Source organism: Streptomyces sp. NPDC031418, assembly GCF_055581605.1.
In genome coordinates this window covers 137,541-154,175 of sequence record NZ_JBVIJC010000018.1, presented here as the reverse complement: position 1 = coordinate 154,175, position 16,635 = coordinate 137,541, and the positions used below count along the sequence as shown (strand labels likewise).

The following is a 16,635-nucleotide window of genomic DNA, read 5'->3' as shown; positions in this document are numbered from 1 at the left end:
TCCGCAACCGCCTTCGCCCACCGGTGACCCGTAACACACTCATCCGGCGTTCGGCGCCCAGAGCCGGGCGTCCCGGTTCAGCCGCCGCACCCGCTCCCGCAACACCGCCTCCGGCGCGGCGGCCCCGAGGAACTCGGGCGGACAGTCCCACTCCCGGCCCCCGCCGACGGGCCGCAACTGCACCCGCCCACCGACCCGCCCCATGACCTCCCCGACCCGCCCGTCCCGCAGATCGACGCCGTACGCGAGCCCCCTGCTCACGCCCCGGCCCCCTTCCGCAAGGCAGCAGCCAGCTTCGAGGCGACACCGATGTTGCACCGGCCGAGATCGACCAGGGCGTACGGATGCCCATGCAGTCCGGACACGGGGTCGACCCTCAGCGACGGCAGGATGATCCCGACCTCGTGCAGCGCCGACCGCAGCCGCTCCACCGCTTCATCGACATTCCGGGCGGGCCTCTCCTCGGCCGCAGTCTCCTTGGCTTCCACTGTTCCAATTCCTCCACGCTGTGTTGGTGATTCACCACACAGCGTGGCAAGGGCGGCTCTAACCTGGCCAGAGACGGCGTCCCAACAATCTCTGCTGTCAGACCGGGGAGTTGCCATGGCAGGACCGAAGGACCTCGACCCGTCGTCGTCACCGCGCGCGCTGCTGGGGGCGGAGTTACGACACGCCCGTGAGCGCAAGGGGCTGAGTCAGGAGGAGCTGGGCCGACGGCTGTTCGTGAGCGGGTCGTACATCGGCCAGCTGGAGGCGGGGACGCGGCGGATGCAGCCGGATTTCGCGCGGATGCTGGATCAGGAATTGGGGGCTGACGGCTTCTTCACCCGGAACTGCAAGGCTGCGGCCAGGTCAAAATACGAGGCCCCCTTCGAGGTAGTGGCAGAGGCGGAGACTCACGCCACGGCAATCAGGGAGTACACACCTCTCCTGATCCCTGGATTGCTCCAGACACCCTCGTACGCATGGGCCGTGAACCGCACGTACGACCCGACGGCACCCGAGAAGACCATCGAGGAGTGGGTGGAGGGTCGGATGGAGCGAATCCGTCTACTCGAACACCCAACAGACCCGTTGTTGTGGGCAGTGCTTGACGAGGCGGCGCTGCATCGCCAGGTCGGTGGCCGGGCGGTGATGGCAGAGGCCCTGCGCCATGTCGCCGGCCTGGCCCGTCGGAACCGAATCATCATGCAGGTGCTGCCGTTCAGTGCGGGCGGGCACGCGGCGATGCAGGGTGCACTGAAGCTGATGGACTTCGCGGATGCTCCTCCGCTGGTCTACTTCGAGGGAGTGCGCAGCGGGCGGCTGGAGGACGATCCGGCTACCGTCACCCAGCTGAGGTTCGTGTACGACCTTCTCGTGGCCTCCGCACTCTCTCCGGAGAAGTCCCTGGCTCTGGTTGAGGCGTTGGCGGAGGATTACGCCCATGAGGAACACCCCTGAACTGAGCTGGCGCAAGTCGACGTACAGCGCTGGCGGCAACAACTGCCTCGAAGTAGCCGACGGCGAGCCCCACCTCATCCCGGTCCGCGACTCGAAGACCGCCCCCCTCGGCCCGAAGCTCGTGTTCCGGGCCGAGGCCTGGTCCGCGTTCGTCGATCACCTCAAGCCTCCCCGGAACTGAAAACGCCCCCTTGACGGCCCCTCCCGCCTTCGGGAGCGTCAGGCGCAAGAAACCGCAACCGCTTGGCGTAGGAGGGGACCATGAACCTAGAGTTCGTCGGAATCGACCCCAACACACAGGGCGGCGGCTCGCCGACGGTCTGGGTCGAGGAGGAGACAGCGGACCTGGTGCTTCAGGGCGTCAAGGCCGAAGAGGCATTGCAGGCACTCATCAGCGGCACGGAGTGGGTCACCGGTCACGACAAGGGCATTCCCGCCCACGAGACGGTGATCCGCATCCCCGCCCGGATGGTGCCGATCTTGAGGGAGGCGTGCGATGTCGCCGAGCGACGTGCCGGACTTCGCTGAACTGCTGCGGTCCGCCCGGCACTCCGCCGTGCACCTGGAGATGCGCGACGTCTACGCCGTCGGTGACGAGGCCGAAGACTTCGCCGAGTTCTGCCGTACGGGAGTCCACCCGGACAACGACCCGGAGTCCGCCGACTGGTCGGGCTGGGTGCCGCTGGTACGGGAGACGGTCGCCCGGGGTGTCGTGATGCGGCGTGCCCGGATCGTCTCCGAGCCGGTGACCGACTACATCCGCTTCGAGCACGCGGGCACGGTCGTGAACGTGGCGGCGGGGGAGCTGGTCCGCTGGCTCCCCCGGCGCATGGCCTCGGACATCGCACTGCCCGGAAATGATCTCTGGCTGATCGACGGCCGCCGGGTGATGTTCCACTGGTTCACCGGAGACGGCGACTGGGCGGGACACGAGTTCACCGAGGAACCCGGCGTCGTGAAGATGGTCGCCGACGCGTTCGAGACCGTGTGGGAGCGCGCCATCCCGCACGAGAAGTACACCGTCTGACCCGCAGCGCCCGCCATGCCCGCATCACCGTCATCGAGCGCCCAGGCGGCCCGCGAAGCGCTCGCGGTACGCCTGGTGCACCTACGCAAGGACGCCGGCCTCAGCGGAAAGGAACTCTCCGCCCGCTGCGGCTGGCACCCTGCGAAGACCACCCGCATCCAAAAGGGTGAGACCGCGCCCTCGGACGCGGATATCCGCGCCTGGTGCGCCGCCTGCGGGGCCGAAGACCAGGTGGCCGACCTCATCGCCACCGCTCGCGCGGTCGACTCGATGTACGTGGAGTGGCGAAGGCTCCAGCGCGACGGCATGCGCAAAGTCCAGGAGGACTTCTATCGCCTCCATGAACAGGCACAGCTGTGCCGCGTCTACGTCTCCAACGTCGTCCCCGGGTTTTTTCAGACCCCCGCGTACGCGACGGCGCTGATGGAGACCATCACCGACTTCCAGGGCACTCCCAACGACGTCTCCGAGGCGGTCGCCGCCCGCGTCGCCCGCTCCCGCTTCCTGTACGAGGGCGGCCATCGCTTCGTCGTCCTGATGGAGGAGTGCGTCCTGCGCTACCGCATCGGTGACGTGGAGACGATGGCCGCTCAGCTGCGGCACCTTCTGGACGTCATGTCGCTGCCGTCCGTCTCTCTCGGGATCATTCCATCCACTGCCCAGCGCGCCATGTGGCCGCTGGAGGCGTTCTACCTCTACGGCGACGCGCACGTGGTGGTGGAGACCCTGACGGCGGAGGTCAACGTCCGGCAGCCTCGCGAGGTCGCCGACTACGCGAGGGCGTTCCGCACCCTTCGCCACATGGCCGTCTACGGCGACCATGCCCGCCTTCTCATCAACCGCGCCGTGACGGTCCTGAGTTGACGACGACAGGGCCGCAGATCCGCAATTAGGCGCAATTTCCTGGCAGTAGAACGCGGGCCCTTCCTACGCTCGTCGCAGTCGCCGGGAACTTACCCAGGCCCCTCCCGGAGGGGAGACCCCCGCATGCCGAAACAGCCCCCGCCCCCGCCCCCGCCTCCGGCGCCGAGGCCGTCCGGCCCCCGGCCGGCGGACCGGTAGACCGACGGACCGATGGACCAGCAACCGACACGACCTGAAGGAGGACCACCATGGGCAAGCACGGAGACGGCAAGGGCGGTTCGGACGGTGACAAGAAGCAGTCGCCGAAGGAGTCGGACGGCCAGTGGAACAAGCCGATCCCGCCCAAGAAGTGAGGGGCGCGTGACCTCGCAGCAGCGGCTCGTAGAGATCCTGACCAACAAGGGAACCCTGCCGGAAGACTGGCGCAAGGCGGTCGCCGCCGTGGACCGGGGCCTGTTCCTGCCCGAGGTGTTCGAGGGCGTCTCCAAGGCCACCGACCCCGTCCGGTGGGCGCGCAGGGCGTACGGGGACGTCCCTGTCGTCACCCAGACCGACGACGGCGAGCAGGACGGCCCGGGTACGCCCACCTCGTCCAGCTCCATGCCGTCGATCATGTTGGAGATGCTGTCGCTCCTCGACGTCCGCGACGGCCACCGCGTCGGGGAGGTGGGCGCAGGTACCGGCCTGAACGCGGCCTGGCTGGCCCATCGGCTGGGCGTGGAGAACGTGGTCACCATCGAGTACGACCCGGTGGTCGCGGAACAGGCCCGCGCCAACCTCAAGGCGGCCGGCCTGCCCGTCACGGTGATCACGGGCGACGGCATGGCCGGCTTCCCGGAGCATGCACCCCTGGACCGCGTCATCTGCACCTGCACGGTGCGCGAAGTGCCGTACGCGTGGGTCGAGCAGGCACCCGGCGGCCGGATCGTCACGCCGTGGGGCGGCTCCTTCCATTCCTACTCGTTCGTCACCCTGGACGTGGGAGGAGACGGGGTCGCGTCGGGCCGCTTCTCGGGATACCCCGCCTTCATGTGGGCGCGCGGCCACCGAGGGCGTACGGCGGCCATCGCGGACGTCTACCACGACGAGCAGGGCGAGAAGTCCGCGACCCGGCTCGACCCCCGGCACATCGACGGCGACGCGGATGCGCTGTTCGCCGTAGGGACCCGTGTCCGCGACGCCTTCCCCCGGCTCCACCACGCCGACGACGGCTCCGACGAGGCCACCTTCTGGATTCTCGCGGACGACCGGACGTCATGGGCCACCGTGGAGTACGTCCCCGGCCACGAGACGTACGAGGTCGAGCAGTACGGCCCTCGCCGTCTGTGGGACGAGGTGGAGACCGCCTACCGGTGGTGGGAGGAGCAGGGCCGCCCACCACGCGACCACTTCGGCCTCACCGTCACCCCGGACGGTCAGCAGGTGTGGTTGGACCAGCCCGACCATGTCGTCACCACCGGCACCCCCGAAGCTCAAGCCGCCAGCTTCGAGCCCTCTTTGCAGGGAACGGGTGGTGGGTTCAACCCACCCACCCACCCTGAGAGTTGACTTGTCGCGACCGAGTTGCGACGGACAGTCACGAGGCTCTAGCGTGCCCGCATAACGAACAGCCCCCGCCCAGTGCTCACAACACCGGCGGGGGCCTGACCAACGAGATCGGAAGAAGGCGATCCCGTGGCTTACGCCAAGCTTAATCCTGCCCACCTGCCCGCGCACGAGACCCCCCACCCGATGGCCAATCCGGGATACGGCAAACGAACCGCACCGGACCAACTCGGCCGCACCCAGCACGACTTCTCGCACCTCCCGCCCCGCGAGGCGGCCATCGCCGCGTACGTCGACCGGCTTCCCGAGGGCGCCGACATCTCGGTGAAGACACTGGCCAAGCAGCTGCCGTACGGACAGTGCGCACTGCGTACCGCGCTCAACCGCATCCAGGCGGCGGGGCACTTGAGGCGGGGCCGGGAGCGGCTGGAGTCCGACAGCGGTGGCTCCCGCTGGATCACCCGATCGTGGTGGTCCCGTACCGCGCGGGACGACGGCTGGTGGGCGGCGTTCACGCGAGGCGCCGTACCGGAGCCGGAGCCGGACCCTCCGGGGGAGCGCCCGCGCCCCACCCGGTCCCGCGCGCACATCCTCCTGGCCGCCCTGGGCCGTACGGCCCCGGCCCTCTCCCTCTCCGCCGCCGACTGCGCCGCGCTGGCCCCGCTGGCGGAGGAGTGGTTCAGGCGCGGCGCCACCGAGGAGGCGCTGCTGACCGCGCTGACCGCAGGCCTGCCGACACCGGTGCACAGCCCGGCCGCCCTGGTCCGCCGCCGCCTGGTCGACAAGGTCCCGCCCGAGCCGCCACCGGCCCCACGCCACGCACCCCGCCGGCTACTGGAGTGCGCGGAGTGCGGAGTCCCGGGGCGCCCGGAAGCACTGCCGGGGGGCGTCTGCGCGGGCTGCCGGGACGATCACGCCCCCGCACACCGTCGTACGCCTCCGTCCGCCCCCGATGTCCGCAGCCGCGCGGCGGCGATCCGCGCCGCGATGTCCCTGCGCCGCAGCGAAAGGACACCCACATGACGGGTGACACGGAACGGGCCTCCGGCGGGGTGCCGGGGGCCCGTTCACGGAGGGATCGGTTCAGCCGATGGCGTTCAGCATCGCCTCTTCGACGTGGTCGGCGGCGTTGCGGTGGCCGAGGGCGTTGGGGTGGACGAAGGACAGCTGGTCAGGCGGGGTGACGAAGCCTTCCACCCACTTGGCGGCGTCACAGACGCTGTGGTCCCGGGAGGAGGCGTAGAGGTCGACGAAGCTGGCGGCATCCTGTGTGCCGGTCGAGTCGTCGATGGCCTTGTTGAGGGGTTCCAGGACGTCGTGGCGCAGCCATTCCAGGTCGCCCTGGGTGATCGTGCCGAACTGGGTCAGGTCGCCGAAGCCGCACTTGGAGGTGTCCTTGGGGACGATGGTGGGATAGCCGACGGCGAGGATCTTCGCGTGCGGGGCCCGCTCATGGAGGACGCGGAGCATCCGGTCGTACTCCTCGCGCACCTTCTTCAGCCGGGCCGGGATCCCGGCGCCCAGGGCGTCCTTGCACGGGGTGCCCTTGCCGTCGCTTTCGCCTCCCAGCTGCGGGCACTTCATGAGGATGTCGGCGAAGCCGAGGGTGTTGCCGCCCACCCCGACCGTGATGACGTCGGTGTCGGGGCCCACCTCCTCGGACTGGGGCGGCACCGCGGGGAAGGGGTAGTCCGGGTCCTCGGAGAAGGGCGGCATGTGACGGCCGATCGGCTCCTGGGGCGTGTCGGTGACGTTCTCGATGGTGGCGGCGCCGCAGCTGACGTTGGTCAGCTCGAAGAGACCGCCGAGGTCGCGGTCGATGACCTGGGGGTAGGACCGGTCGGTGCGCTCGCAGCCGTCGCGCGGGACTTCGAAGGTGTTGCCCGCGGCCTGGATGACCCCGGCGGTGTAGGAGTCACCCAGGGCGACCCACTGGTGGTCCTCGGCCGCGGCGGCAGGCTGCGCCGCGGTGAACTGCGCGGGGACGAGAGCGCCGGCGGCGAGAGCGGCGGCCGAGCAGAGCAGGGTCAGACGGGTACGGAAGCGGGCCACGAATCCTCCAGGGATACGGTTTTGGCGTCGCTTTGACCGTAAGCAGTGCAACACACTACGCAGTAGATCCAACACAGACAGTCACAACCGAGCTTCCACGTGCGTCTTTGTGGGTGACCGAGGCCCCGCGTGTCGACCGACTGTCCCCTACGGACGATCGCTCCGGTTCGGTACGTGTACGACACAGGGAAGGCTCTTGACCGAGTACGGGACCCCGCCGGACGCTCGCCCTCTCAGCGGCTGGCTTGTTCCTGACACACCCGCAGGCGTCAGGAACCGGCGACCGGCTCGGCCGGGCCCGGCACGAAGACGCTGAGCCGGTAGGTGGTGGGCTGGACCAGGCGTCCGCAGAAGGTGTCCATCCGCACCGCCGACCAGTCCATCTGCGCGTCGGACGCGCGCAGTCGGCGGATGTAGGACTGCCATTCCGTCTCGTCCTGCGTCTGGAAGAGCACCTCCCAGTGCCCCGCCTCGGGCGCGAAGCGAGCAGCGCCCCGCTCCGCCTCGGCCCTCTGCCGCCGCTCCCTCTGCTGCTTCCTCTTCCGTTGCCCCGGCACCGCCCCAGCATCGACGGAACGGGGCAGTGGAACAACGGGATTACTGCTCGGAGCGGACCAGCCCGGTCACCGCACCGTCAGCACCAGCTTGCCCGTCGTGCGGCCCGTGTCGCCCAGGGCGTGGGCCTTTGCCGCGTCCGCCAGTTCGAAGGTGGCCGCGATCTCGGGGCGCAGGCGGCCCTCGGCGGCGAGGTGGGCGATGGCCTTCATGCCGGTGTGGTCGTGCTGGACCAGCATGACCTCCGCGCGGACGCCGAGCCGGGTCGCCTCCTGGAGGAGCGCCGGGATGGCGTCGTCCAGGCGGAGGGAGACCAGGATGCCGCCCGGGCGCAGGCTGCGCAGGGAGTGGAGGGCGTGGTCGTTGCCCTGGGCGTCGAGGACGATGTCGGCGTCGCGGACGGCCTCGGCGGGGTCCGTGGTGCGGTAGTCGACGACCTCGTCGGCGCCCAGCGCGCGGACGAAGTCGTGCTTGGGGGCGCTCGCGGTACCGATGACGTACGCGCCGTGCGCCTTGGCGATCTGGACGGCGAGGTGGCCGACGCCCCCGGCGGCCGCGTGGATCAGCACCCGCTGTCCGGCTTCGAGGTGCGCGGTGTCGATCAGGGCCTGCCAGGCGGTGAGCGCGGCGAGGGGCAGGGCACCGGCCCGGACATGGTCCAGCTCGGCCGGCTTGGGCGCGAAGGCGCGGGCCGGGCCGGTGACGTACTCGGCGTGCGAGCCCGCCCCGTAGGGGTACGGCAGCATGCCGAAGACCTCGTCGCCCGGCTTGAAGAGGGTGACGCCGGGACCGGTCGCCGCGACCTCGCCGGAGACGTCCCAGCCGAGGACGAACGGCGGCTCGCCGAGGAACAGCCCGGGCACGCTGCTGTGCTTCCAGTCGGTGGGATTGAGCCCGGCGGCGCGCACCCGGACGAGGATCTCCCCGGGGCCGGGCGTCGGCCGGGGCAGCCGGACCTCCTTGAGCACCTCGGGGCCGCCGATGACGTCCTGGCTGATCGCACGCATGGTGGTGATGTCGTTCATGCGGCCCAGTCTGCGGCGGACGGACACCTCGGCAGGAGTGGCAGGAATGACAACTATCGATAGGATCGTGCCATGTCGCCGTCGCCGTCCCCATCTGCTGCCCATCGTGTCGTCGTGCTCGCGCTGGACGGGGTCTATCCGTTCGAACTCGGGATCCCGCAGCGCGTCTTCGGCACCGCGGAAGGCCGCTACGAGGTGGTGACCTGCACGGCCGACGGCCGACCGGTGCGGACGTCTGCGGACTTCCGGATCACTCCCGACCACGGGCCGGACGCCCTGGCCACCGCGGACACGGTGGTCGTCCCGCCGTACACCTCGGCACCCGACACGGTGCGGCTGCCGGACGCCGTCGCGGACGCGCTCGCTCTGGTCCCGGCCGGGGCGCGGATCGTGTCCATCTGCACCGGCGCCTTCACGCTCGCCGCGGCCGGGCTGCTCGACGGCCGTACGGCGACCACCCACTGGCGGCTGGCGGACCGCTTCCGCAAGGCGTTTCCCCAGGTGAACCTGGACGCAGACGTGCTGTTCATCGACGACGGCGACATCCTCACCTCGGCCGGGGCCGCGTCCGGCGTGGATGTGTGCCTGCACCTCGTCCGCAAGGACCACGGCAGCGAGGTGGCGAACCGGGTCGCGCGCCGGTGCGTGGTGCCGCCGTGGCGGGACGGCGGGCAGGCGCAGTACATCGAACAGCCGGTGCCGGAGCCGTCCGCGGCCGGAACCGCGGCGACCCGCGAGTGGGCGCTGCGGCGGCTGGACGAGCCGCTGACGCTGGCCGACCTCGCCGGGCACGCCCGGATGAGCCTGCGGACGTTCGCCCGCCGGTTCCAGGACGAGGTGGGGATGAGCCCGGGGCGGTGGCTGATCCAGCAGCGGGTGCTGCGGGCGCGGGAACTGCTGGAGTCCAGCGACCTGCCCGTCGAGCAGATCGCCGGGAAGGCCGGGTTCGGGACGCCCGCCTCGCTGCGGCAGCATCTGCACGCCGCGATCGGGGTGTCGCCGCAGGCGTACCGCCGTACCTTCCGGGCCGCGGCCGGTTGTTGAGCGGGGGCGGCCCGGGGGAACGCCCGAGGGCGGTACCCCCGGCCGGGAAGCCGGTGGTACCGCCCTCGGAGAAGGACAGATGATCCGCGGGGGATCAGAAGTCCATGTCACCGCCCGGCATGCCGCCGCCGGCCGGCGCAGCGGCCTTCTCCGGCTTGTCGGCGATGACGGCCTCGGTGGTGAGGAACAGCGCGGCGATGGAGGCGGCGTTCTGGAGCGCGGAACGGGTCACCTTCGCCGGGTCGATGATGCCCTCGGCGACCAGGTCGACGTACTCACCGGTCGCGGCGTTCAGGCCGTGGCCCGGGGTCAGGTTGCGCACCTTCTCCACCACGACACCGCCCTCGAGGCCGGCGTTGACGGCGATCTGCTTCAGCGGGGCCTCGAGCGCGATGCGCACGGCGTTGGCGCCGGTCGCCTCGTCACCCTCGAGCTCCAGCTTCTCGAAGACCTGGGAGGCCTGGAGCAGGGCCACGCCACCACCGGCGACGATGCCCTCCTCGACGGCGGCCTTCGCGTTGCGGACGGCGTCCTCGATGCGGTGCTTGCGCTCCTTGAGCTCCACCTCGGTGGCGGCACCGGCCTTGATGACGGCCACGCCGCCCGCGAGCTTGGCCAGGCGCTCCTGGAGCTTCTCGCGGTCGTAGTCCGAGTCGCTGTTCTCGATCTCGGCGCGGATCTGGTTCACGCGGCCCGCGACCTGCTCGCTGGCGCCGGCACCGTCGACGATCGTGGTCTCGTCCTTGGTGATGACGACCTTGCGGGCCTTGCCCAGCAGGTCCAGCGTGGCGTTCTCCAGCTTGAGGCCGACCTCCTCGGAGATGACCTCGCCGCCCGTGAGGATGGCGATGTCGCCGAGCATGGCCTTGCGGCGGTCGCCGAAGCCCGGGGCCTTGACGGCGACGGACTTGAAGGTGCCGCGGATCTTGTTGACGACCAGGGTCGACAGGGCCTCGCCCTCGACGTCCTCGGCGATGATCAGCAGCGGCTTGCCCGACTGCATGACCTTCTCCAGGAGCGGGAGCAGGTCCTTGACCGAGGAGATCTTGGAGTTGGCGATGAGGATGTACGGGTCCTCGAGCACCGCCTCCATGCGCTCCATGTCGGTCGCGAAGTAGGCGGAGATGTAGCCCTTGTCGAAGCGCATACCCTCGGTGAGCTCCAGCTCCAGACCGAAGGTGTTGCTCTCCTCGACGGTGATGACGCCTTCCTTGCCGACCTTGTCCATGGCCTCGGCGATCAGCTCGCCGATCTGGGTGTCGGCGGCGGAGATGGACGCGGTGGAGGCGATCTGCTCCTTGGTCTCGACGTCCTTCGCCTGCTCCAGGAGGGCGGCGGAGACGGCCTCGACGGCCTTCTCGATACCGCGCTTCAGAGCCATCGGGTTGGCGCCGGCCGCGACGTTGCGCAGGCCTTCCTTGACCAGGGCCTGGGCGAGAACGGTCGCGGTGGTCGTACCGTCACCGGCGACGTCGTCCGTCTTCTTGGCGACTTCCTTGACCAGCTCGGCGCCGATCTTCTCGTACGGGTCCTCGAGCTCGATCTCCTTGGCGATGGAGACACCATCGTTGGTGATCGTGGGGGCGCCCCACTTCTTCTCGAGGACGACGTTGCGACCCTTGGGGCCGAGCGTCACCTTGACGGCGTCCGCGAGCTGGTTCATGCCGCGCTCGAGGCCGCGCCGCGCCTCCTCGTCGAACGCGATGATCTTGGCCATGTGAAGTGGTCCCTCCAGGACTGGGGGTGATTCCTTCGGACCGCGCCCGCGCCCGCGACGGACGGCCAGCCGACCAGTGGTTCCTTGCCCCACCCGGTCCGCGGCCTCACCGACCCGGTCCTTCTTTGTCACTCTCACCTTCAGAGTGCTAACGCCAATGATTAGCACTCGGCATGGTCGAGTGCAAGCGCCTCCCACGGTCCGGCGGGGAGTCTCCGCCCCGGGCGAACGGGCGCATGCGGCCGCCGGGGCACGGGCACGCGCGCAAGCGCAGACGCAGGCACAGGCACAGGCACAGGCACAGGCACAGGCACAGGCACGCCGAAGGGCCCGCACCCCGGGAGGTGCGGGCCCTTCGGCGAAGAACGCTTGCTTTACGTTCAGGCGGTGACGCGAACCATGTCGGCCTGCGGACCCTTCTGGCCCTGCGAGATCTCGAACTCGACCCGCTGGCCCTCTTCCAGGGTGCGGTAGCCGTCCATCTGAATCGCGCTGTAGTGGACGAAGACGTCCGCACCACCGTCGACCGCGATGAAGCCGTACCCCTTCTCCGCGTTGAACCACTTGACGGTGCCCTGAGCCATGCCTAACTCCCCTATTACTGGCCCTTGCACAGATCCACACTTCGCGGACCCGGGTCAGACCTCACCCCCCAAATCGGTCGGGGGCGTGCGCCGGAACGCGTCGACCGCGGCTGAATGTATCTGTCCAACTGCCGTCTGCAACAGGTCAATCGGACGAGAAATCTGGACGCACCCGATCCGGAATGTGCCAAGAATCAGGGAGAATTCAGGGCAAGTCGGGCTCCACAAAGGGAACGAAAGCCGCATAAAACACGCACACTTTGGCTACTTCTTGTCGTGCGGGCGGCACCATTCCAGGGCCCGCGACCCGTAGGCCCGCAACCCGGTTCCCCAACTCTATCGCGCTCAATCACACTGAATGGCCCCCTCCGCTTCTATCGCGGAAGGGGCCATTCGATAAACGCTCGGTAATCCCGGCTACCGTCGGTTACCGGGTTAATGCTCAGCCGCCGGCGACCGCCGGGATGATGGAGATGCCCGCGCCGTCCGGGGTGGCCGTCTCCAGCCCCTGCTCGAAGCGGACGTCGTCGTCGTTGACGTACACGTTCACGAACCGGCGCAGCTTGCCCTGGTCGTCCAGGACGCGGGCGGCGATGCCCGTGTGGTTCTTCTCCAGGTCCGCGATGACCTCGGCGAGGGTCGCCCCCTCGGCGGGCACCTCGGCCTGACCTCCGGTGTAGGTGCGCAGGATGGTGGGGATGCGAACGGTCACGCTCATGCGAGGCCAGCCTCTCGGAAGGAGTCCAGGGTGGGGCGGATGGTCGCGGTCAGGCCGGTGCCGGCCACCGCGTCCAGGGTCTTCAGGCCGTCGCCGGTGTTCAGCACGACCGTGGTCTTCGCCGGGTCCAGCAGGCCCTGCTTGAGCAGCTTGCGGGTGACGCCGACGGTCACCCCGCCCGCCGTCTCCGCGAAGATGCCCTCCGTGCGGGCCAGCAGCTTGATGGCGTCCACGACCTCCTCGTCCGTGACGTCCTCCACCGCACCGCCGGTGCGCCGGGCGATGTCCAGGACGTACGGCCCGTCGGCCGGGTTGCCGATGGCGAGGGACTTGGCGATCGTGTTCGGCTTCTGCGGCCGTACGACGTCGTGCCCGGCCTTGAAGGCGGTCGACACCGGGGAGCAGCCCTCCGCCTGGGCGCCGAAGATCTTGTACGGCCGGTCCTCCACCAGGCCGAGCTTGATCAGCTCCTGGAGCCCCTTGTCGATCTTGGTGAGCTGGGAGCCGGAGGCGATCGGCACCACGATCTGGTCGGGCAGCCGCCAGCCGAGCTGCTCGCAGATCTCGTACGCGAGCGTCTTGGAGCCCTCGGCGTAGTACGGGCGCAGGTTGACATTGACGAAGCCCCAGCCCTCGCCGGCCGGGTCGCCGATCAGCTCGGAGCAGAAGCGGTTCACATCGTCGTAGTTGCCCTCGATGCCGACCAGCTCGCCGCCGTAGACCGCGGCCATGACGACCTTGCCCTGCTCCAGGTCGTGCGGGATGAACACGCACGAGCGGAAGCCGGCCCGGGCGGCGGCGGCGCCGACGGCACCGGCCAGGTTGCCGGTCGAGGAGCAGGACAGGGTGGTGAAGCCGAAGGCGCGCGCCGCCTCCAGGGCCTGGGCGACGACCCGGTCCTTGAAGGAGTGCGTCGGGTTGCCGGAGTCGTCCTTCACGTACAGACCGCCGGTCACGCCCAGCTCACCGGCGAGGTTGTCCGCCTTGACGAGCTTGGTCCAGCCGGGGTTGAGGTTCGGCTTGTCGGCCACGTCGGCGGGGACGGGCAGCAGCGGCGCGTACCGCCAGATGTTCGCGGGGCCCGACTCGATCGTCCGGCGCAGTTCCTCGGGGTCGTGGCCGGAGAAGTCGTAGGCGATCTCCAGCGGGCCGAAACACTCCTCGCAGGCGAAGACCGGGCCGAGCGGAACGCGGTGACCGCACTCGCGACAGCTCAGGGCCGAGGCCGGACCGAGGTCGACGGCGGAGTCAAGGGGGGTTTCAACTGTCTGCGCAGCCATGTGAGGCGAGGCCCTTTCTCCTCATCTTCCTCACGGCGCATCTCGCCGTGAGACGGATTTGGCACCTTCCCTAGCCGGGAGCCTCGATATGGAGAACGAGACCGACTGGAGGGTTGCCGGGGCTTCATCGGGCCGTTTCCCTCTGCCCCTCTGGATGAGCTGTATGCGATTGTCAACGCCGCTTGACACCCCGACATGCGATGGTCATCGGCGTTGTTCAAGACTGTAACCGAAGGCCAGGACAGTTGAGATAGACGTCCGAACCGCGAGATGGATCACACGGCGCACCTCGTGTGATCACGAACAGTGAGGAGCCGCAGACCGTGCTGGAAGAAGTCGAGCGCTGGCTGGCCACCCGCTCCTGGTCCGTGGCCGATCGCCCGCTCCACCGGATACTGGCCGCCAAACAGCGCACCGGCCAGACGATCAGCGTCGTCCTGCCCGCGCTCAACGAGGAGGCGACGGTCGGGGAGATCGTCGCCGTGATCCGGCACGACCTCGTCGAACAGGTCCCGCTCGTCGACGAGATCGTCGTCGTGGACTCCGGCTCCACCGACGGCACCTCCAGGGTCGCGGCGGCCGCCGGCGCCCGGGTCGTGCACCGCGACGCGATCCTGCCCCGCATCCCGGCCGTCCCCGGCAAGGGGGAGGTGCTGTGGCGCTCCCTCCTGGTCACCCACGGGGACCTCGTCTGCTTCATCGACGCGGACCTGCGGGACTTCTCCTCCGACTTCGTCACCGGGCTGGTCGGCCCGCTGCTCACCGAGCCGGACGTGGACCTCGTCAAGGGCATGTACGACCGTCCGCTCGCCGGTGCCACCGGGCAGGGCGGCCGGGTCACCGAGCTGATGGCCCGCCCGCTGCTCAACATGCACTGGCCGCAGCTGGCCGGGTTCGTGCAGCCGCTGGGCGGCGAGTACGCCGCCCGCCGCTCACTGCTGGAGCAGCTGCCCTTCCCCGTCGGGTACGGCGTGGAGCTGGGCATGCTGGTGGACTCGCTGCACCTGGTGGGGCTGGACGCGCTGGCCCAGGTGGACCTGGGGGTGCGCAAGCACCGGCACCAGGACGGACAGGCGCTCGGCCGGATGGCGGCGGCCATCTACCGCACCGCCCAGCTCCGCCTCGCCCGCGGCCATCTGGTCCGCCCCTCGCTCACCCAGTTCGAGCGGGGCGCGGACGGCTTCGAACCGCGCACCTACTCGGTGGACACCGAGGAGCGGCCGCCGATGGTGGAGATCGCGGAGTACGCCGAGCGCAAGGTGGCGTGAACGGCCGGGGCCGTCGTATACGGCGGCCGTACCGGGCGGGCCGTACGTTTGAGCGTTTCCGGGCCGGGCTAGGTTGAGGCGTATGTCTTCCACGCACGGTGCTGAGGTGCTGGTCGCGTCCAATCGCGGCCCCGTTTCCTATCAGGTGCGCGAGGACGGCTCGCTGGACGCCAGACGTGGCGGCGGCGGGCTGGTCTCCGGGCTGTCGGCGATCGGGCCGAGCGCGCAGGCGGTGTGGGTGTGCGCCGCGCTGAGCGACGCGGACCGCGAGGCGGTACGGCGGTCCCACGACGGGCGGCGGCTGTCGGTGGACGCGACCGGCGGGCAGCTGGTCCGCATGCTCGACATCGATCCGGCCGTGTTCGCCGACGCGTACAACGGCATCGCCAACTCGGTGCTCTGGTTCGTCCACCACATGCTGTACCAGACCCCGCTGGAGCCCGTCTTCGACGCGGAGTTCCGGCGGCAGTGGGCGTCGTATGAGGCCTACAACCGGGCGTTCGCCGAGGCGCTGGCCGAGGAGGCGGCCGAGGGCGCGGCGGTGCTGGTGCAGGACTACCACCTGTGCCTGGTGCCGGGCATGCTCCGCGCGCTCCGCCCCGACCTGCGCATCGGTCACTTCTCGCACACGCCGTGGGCGCCGCCGGAGTACTTCGCGCTGCTTCCGGACGACATCCGCGCGCAGCTGCTCGGCGGCATGCTCGGCGCGGACCGGGTGGCGTTCCTGACCCACCGCTGGGCGGACGCGTTCGCCGCCTGCGCGCGGGCGGTGCTGCCGGGCGGGGTGCCGGCCGGCACGGAGATCGGGGTGCACGGGCTCGGCGCGGACGCGGACTTCCTGCGCAAGCGGGCGCACGAACCGGACGTCGAGGAGCGGATGGCGGCGCTCCGGAAGGAGATCGGCGCCGGCCGCCGCACCATCGTGCGGGTCGACCGCACCGAGCTGTCCAAGAACATCGTGCGCGGGCTGCTGGCGTACGGGCAGCTGCTGGAGGACCACCCCGAGTGGCGCGAGCGCGTCGTCCACGTCGCCTTCGCGTATCCGTCCCGGCAGGACCTCGCGGTCTACCGGGACTACACGGCCGAGGTACGGCGGGTCGCGGACGACCTCAACTCCCGTTACGGCACGCCGGGCTGGACCCCGGTCGTGCTGCACGTCAAGGACGACTTCGCGCGCTCCCTGGCCGCGTACCGGCTCGCCGACGTGGCCCTGGTCAACCCCATCCGGGACGGCATGAACCTGGTGGCCAAGGAGATCCCGGTGGTCTCCGACGCGGGGTGCGCGCTGGTGCTGTCCCGGGAGGCGGGGGCGTACGAGGAGCTGGGCACCGACGCGCTGGTGGTCAACCCGTACGACGTGCTGGGCACGGCGCGGGCGCTGCGCGAGGCGCTGATCCTGCCGGACGGGGTGCGGGCCGAGCGCAGCGAGCGGCTGGCCGCCGCGGCGACGGCCCTGCCGCCCACGCGCTGGTTCCTGGACCAGCTGGACGCGCTGGACGCCGTGAAGCGCTGA

Annotated in this window: 19 protein-coding genes and 1 riboswitch; of the genes, 10 read left to right on the top strand and 9 right to left on the bottom strand. The window is 70.1% G+C overall.

All coding sequences use genetic code 11. From position 1 onward, the window contains the following. Positions 1–39: 39 nt before the first annotated feature. Together ACZ5CZ_RS26405 and ACZ5CZ_RS26400 are read right to left on the bottom strand one after the other, a co-directional pair. The gene (locus ACZ5CZ_RS26405; protein ID WP_468946540.1) at positions 40–261 is read right to left on the bottom strand and encodes a hypothetical protein; all 222 of its coding nucleotides are present in this window, start codon (positions 259–261) and stop codon (positions 40–42) included. Further along, the gene (locus ACZ5CZ_RS26400; RefSeq protein WP_468946538.1) at positions 258–488 is read right to left on the bottom strand and encodes a hypothetical protein; all 231 of its coding nucleotides are present in this window, start codon (positions 486–488) and stop codon (positions 258–260) included. The genes ACZ5CZ_RS26405 and ACZ5CZ_RS26400 overlap by 4 nt, the downstream gene beginning before the upstream one ends. Positions 489–603: 115 nt before the next feature. On the opposite strand from ACZ5CZ_RS26400, the gene ACZ5CZ_RS26395 reads away from it, so the two are divergent. From ACZ5CZ_RS26395 to ACZ5CZ_RS26365, 7 genes are all read left to right on the top strand, one after another. Then, a complete protein-coding gene (locus tag ACZ5CZ_RS26395) occupies positions 604–1,443 on the top strand; it encodes a helix-turn-helix domain-containing protein (RefSeq protein WP_468946536.1) in 840 nt (279 codons plus the stop codon). Next, positions 1,427–1,624 carry a DUF397 domain-containing protein gene (locus tag ACZ5CZ_RS26390; RefSeq protein ID WP_468946534.1) on the top strand — a complete coding sequence of 66 codons (198 nt, stop codon included), beginning with the start codon at positions 1,427–1,429 and terminating at the stop codon, positions 1,622–1,624. The genes ACZ5CZ_RS26395 and ACZ5CZ_RS26390 overlap by 17 nt, the downstream gene beginning before the upstream one ends. 80 nt (positions 1,625–1,704) lie before the next feature. Then, a complete protein-coding gene (locus ACZ5CZ_RS26385; protein WP_385845662.1) occupies positions 1,705–1,971 on the top strand; it encodes a hypothetical protein in 267 nt (88 codons plus the stop codon). Beyond that, positions 1,940–2,470, top strand: a complete 531-nt coding sequence (locus ACZ5CZ_RS26380) for a DUF6879 family protein (protein WP_385845661.1) — start codon at positions 1,940–1,942, stop codon at positions 2,468–2,470. The genes ACZ5CZ_RS26385 and ACZ5CZ_RS26380 overlap by 32 nt, the downstream gene beginning before the upstream one ends. 15 nt (positions 2,471–2,485) lie before the next feature. Then, positions 2,486–3,334, top strand: a complete 849-nt coding sequence (locus tag ACZ5CZ_RS26375; RefSeq protein ID WP_385845659.1) for a helix-turn-helix domain-containing protein — start codon at positions 2,486–2,488, stop codon at positions 3,332–3,334. A gap of 360 nt (positions 3,335–3,694) precedes the next feature. Next, complete coding sequence (locus tag ACZ5CZ_RS26370) at positions 3,695–4,882, top strand: methyltransferase domain-containing protein (protein ID WP_468946530.1); 1,188 nt, start codon at positions 3,695–3,697, stop codon at positions 4,880–4,882. Between the two features lie 183 nt (positions 4,883–5,065). Beyond that, positions 5,066–5,902 (top strand): hypothetical protein, encoded by an 837-nt coding sequence (locus tag ACZ5CZ_RS26365; RefSeq protein ID WP_468946599.1) that lies wholly within the window; start codon positions 5,066–5,068, stop codon positions 5,900–5,902. Between the two features lie 60 nt (positions 5,903–5,962). Here the strand turns inward: ACZ5CZ_RS26365 and ACZ5CZ_RS26360 are convergent, their stop codons facing one another. The 3 genes from ACZ5CZ_RS26360 to ACZ5CZ_RS26350 form a co-directional block, all read right to left on the bottom strand. Then, a complete protein-coding gene (locus ACZ5CZ_RS26360; RefSeq protein ID WP_468946527.1) occupies positions 5,963–6,931 on the bottom strand; it encodes an SGNH/GDSL hydrolase family protein in 969 nt (322 codons plus the stop codon). A 269-nt stretch (positions 6,932–7,200) separates the two neighbouring features. Then, complete coding sequence (locus ACZ5CZ_RS26355; protein ID WP_468946524.1) at positions 7,201–7,488, bottom strand: hypothetical protein; 288 nt, start codon at positions 7,486–7,488, stop codon at positions 7,201–7,203. A gap of 66 nt (positions 7,489–7,554) precedes the next feature. Next, complete coding sequence (locus ACZ5CZ_RS26350) at positions 7,555–8,511, bottom strand: NADP-dependent oxidoreductase (protein WP_468946522.1); 957 nt, start codon at positions 8,509–8,511, stop codon at positions 7,555–7,557. 72 nt (positions 8,512–8,583) lie between these two features. Between ACZ5CZ_RS26350 and ACZ5CZ_RS26345 the strand changes: the two genes are divergently transcribed. Beyond that, positions 8,584–9,555: a GlxA family transcriptional regulator gene (locus ACZ5CZ_RS26345; RefSeq protein WP_468946519.1), complete on the top strand. Its 972-nt coding sequence runs from the start codon at positions 8,584–8,586 to the stop codon at positions 9,553–9,555. 94 nt (positions 9,556–9,649) lie between these two features. Here the strand turns inward: ACZ5CZ_RS26345 and groL are convergent, their stop codons facing one another. From groL to thrC, 4 genes are all read right to left on the bottom strand, one after another. Continuing rightward, positions 9,650–11,272, bottom strand: a complete 1,623-nt coding sequence (gene groL, locus ACZ5CZ_RS26340; protein ID WP_385845652.1) for a chaperonin GroEL — start codon at positions 11,270–11,272, stop codon at positions 9,650–9,652. Between the two features lie 380 nt (positions 11,273–11,652). Further along, positions 11,653–11,856, bottom strand: coding sequence for a cold-shock protein (locus tag ACZ5CZ_RS26335; protein ID WP_004986573.1), 204 nt, complete (start codon positions 11,854–11,856; stop codon positions 11,653–11,655). 442 nt (positions 11,857–12,298) lie between these two features. Then, the gene (locus ACZ5CZ_RS26330) at positions 12,299–12,574 is read right to left on the bottom strand and encodes a MoaD/ThiS family protein (protein ID WP_385845650.1); all 276 of its coding nucleotides are present in this window, start codon (positions 12,572–12,574) and stop codon (positions 12,299–12,301) included. Next, the gene (thrC, locus tag ACZ5CZ_RS26325; protein WP_385845648.1) at positions 12,571–13,854 is read right to left on the bottom strand and encodes a threonine synthase; all 1,284 of its coding nucleotides are present in this window, start codon (positions 13,852–13,854) and stop codon (positions 12,571–12,573) included. The genes ACZ5CZ_RS26330 and thrC overlap by 4 nt, the downstream gene beginning before the upstream one ends. A gap of 18 nt (positions 13,855–13,872) precedes the next feature. Beyond that, positions 13,873–14,015, bottom strand: a riboswitch (SAM riboswitch). Between the two features lie 162 nt (positions 14,016–14,177). Between thrC and ACZ5CZ_RS26320 the strand changes: the two genes are divergently transcribed. Together ACZ5CZ_RS26320 and ACZ5CZ_RS26315 are read left to right on the top strand one after the other, a co-directional pair. Further along, entirely contained in the window at positions 14,178–15,122 is a 945-nt protein-coding gene (locus ACZ5CZ_RS26320; protein ID WP_385845700.1) for a glucosyl-3-phosphoglycerate synthase, read from the top strand. Between the two features lie 82 nt (positions 15,123–15,204). Further along, complete coding sequence (locus tag ACZ5CZ_RS26315) at positions 15,205–16,635, top strand: alpha,alpha-trehalose-phosphate synthase (UDP-forming) (RefSeq protein WP_468946514.1); 1,431 nt, start codon at positions 15,205–15,207, stop codon at positions 16,633–16,635.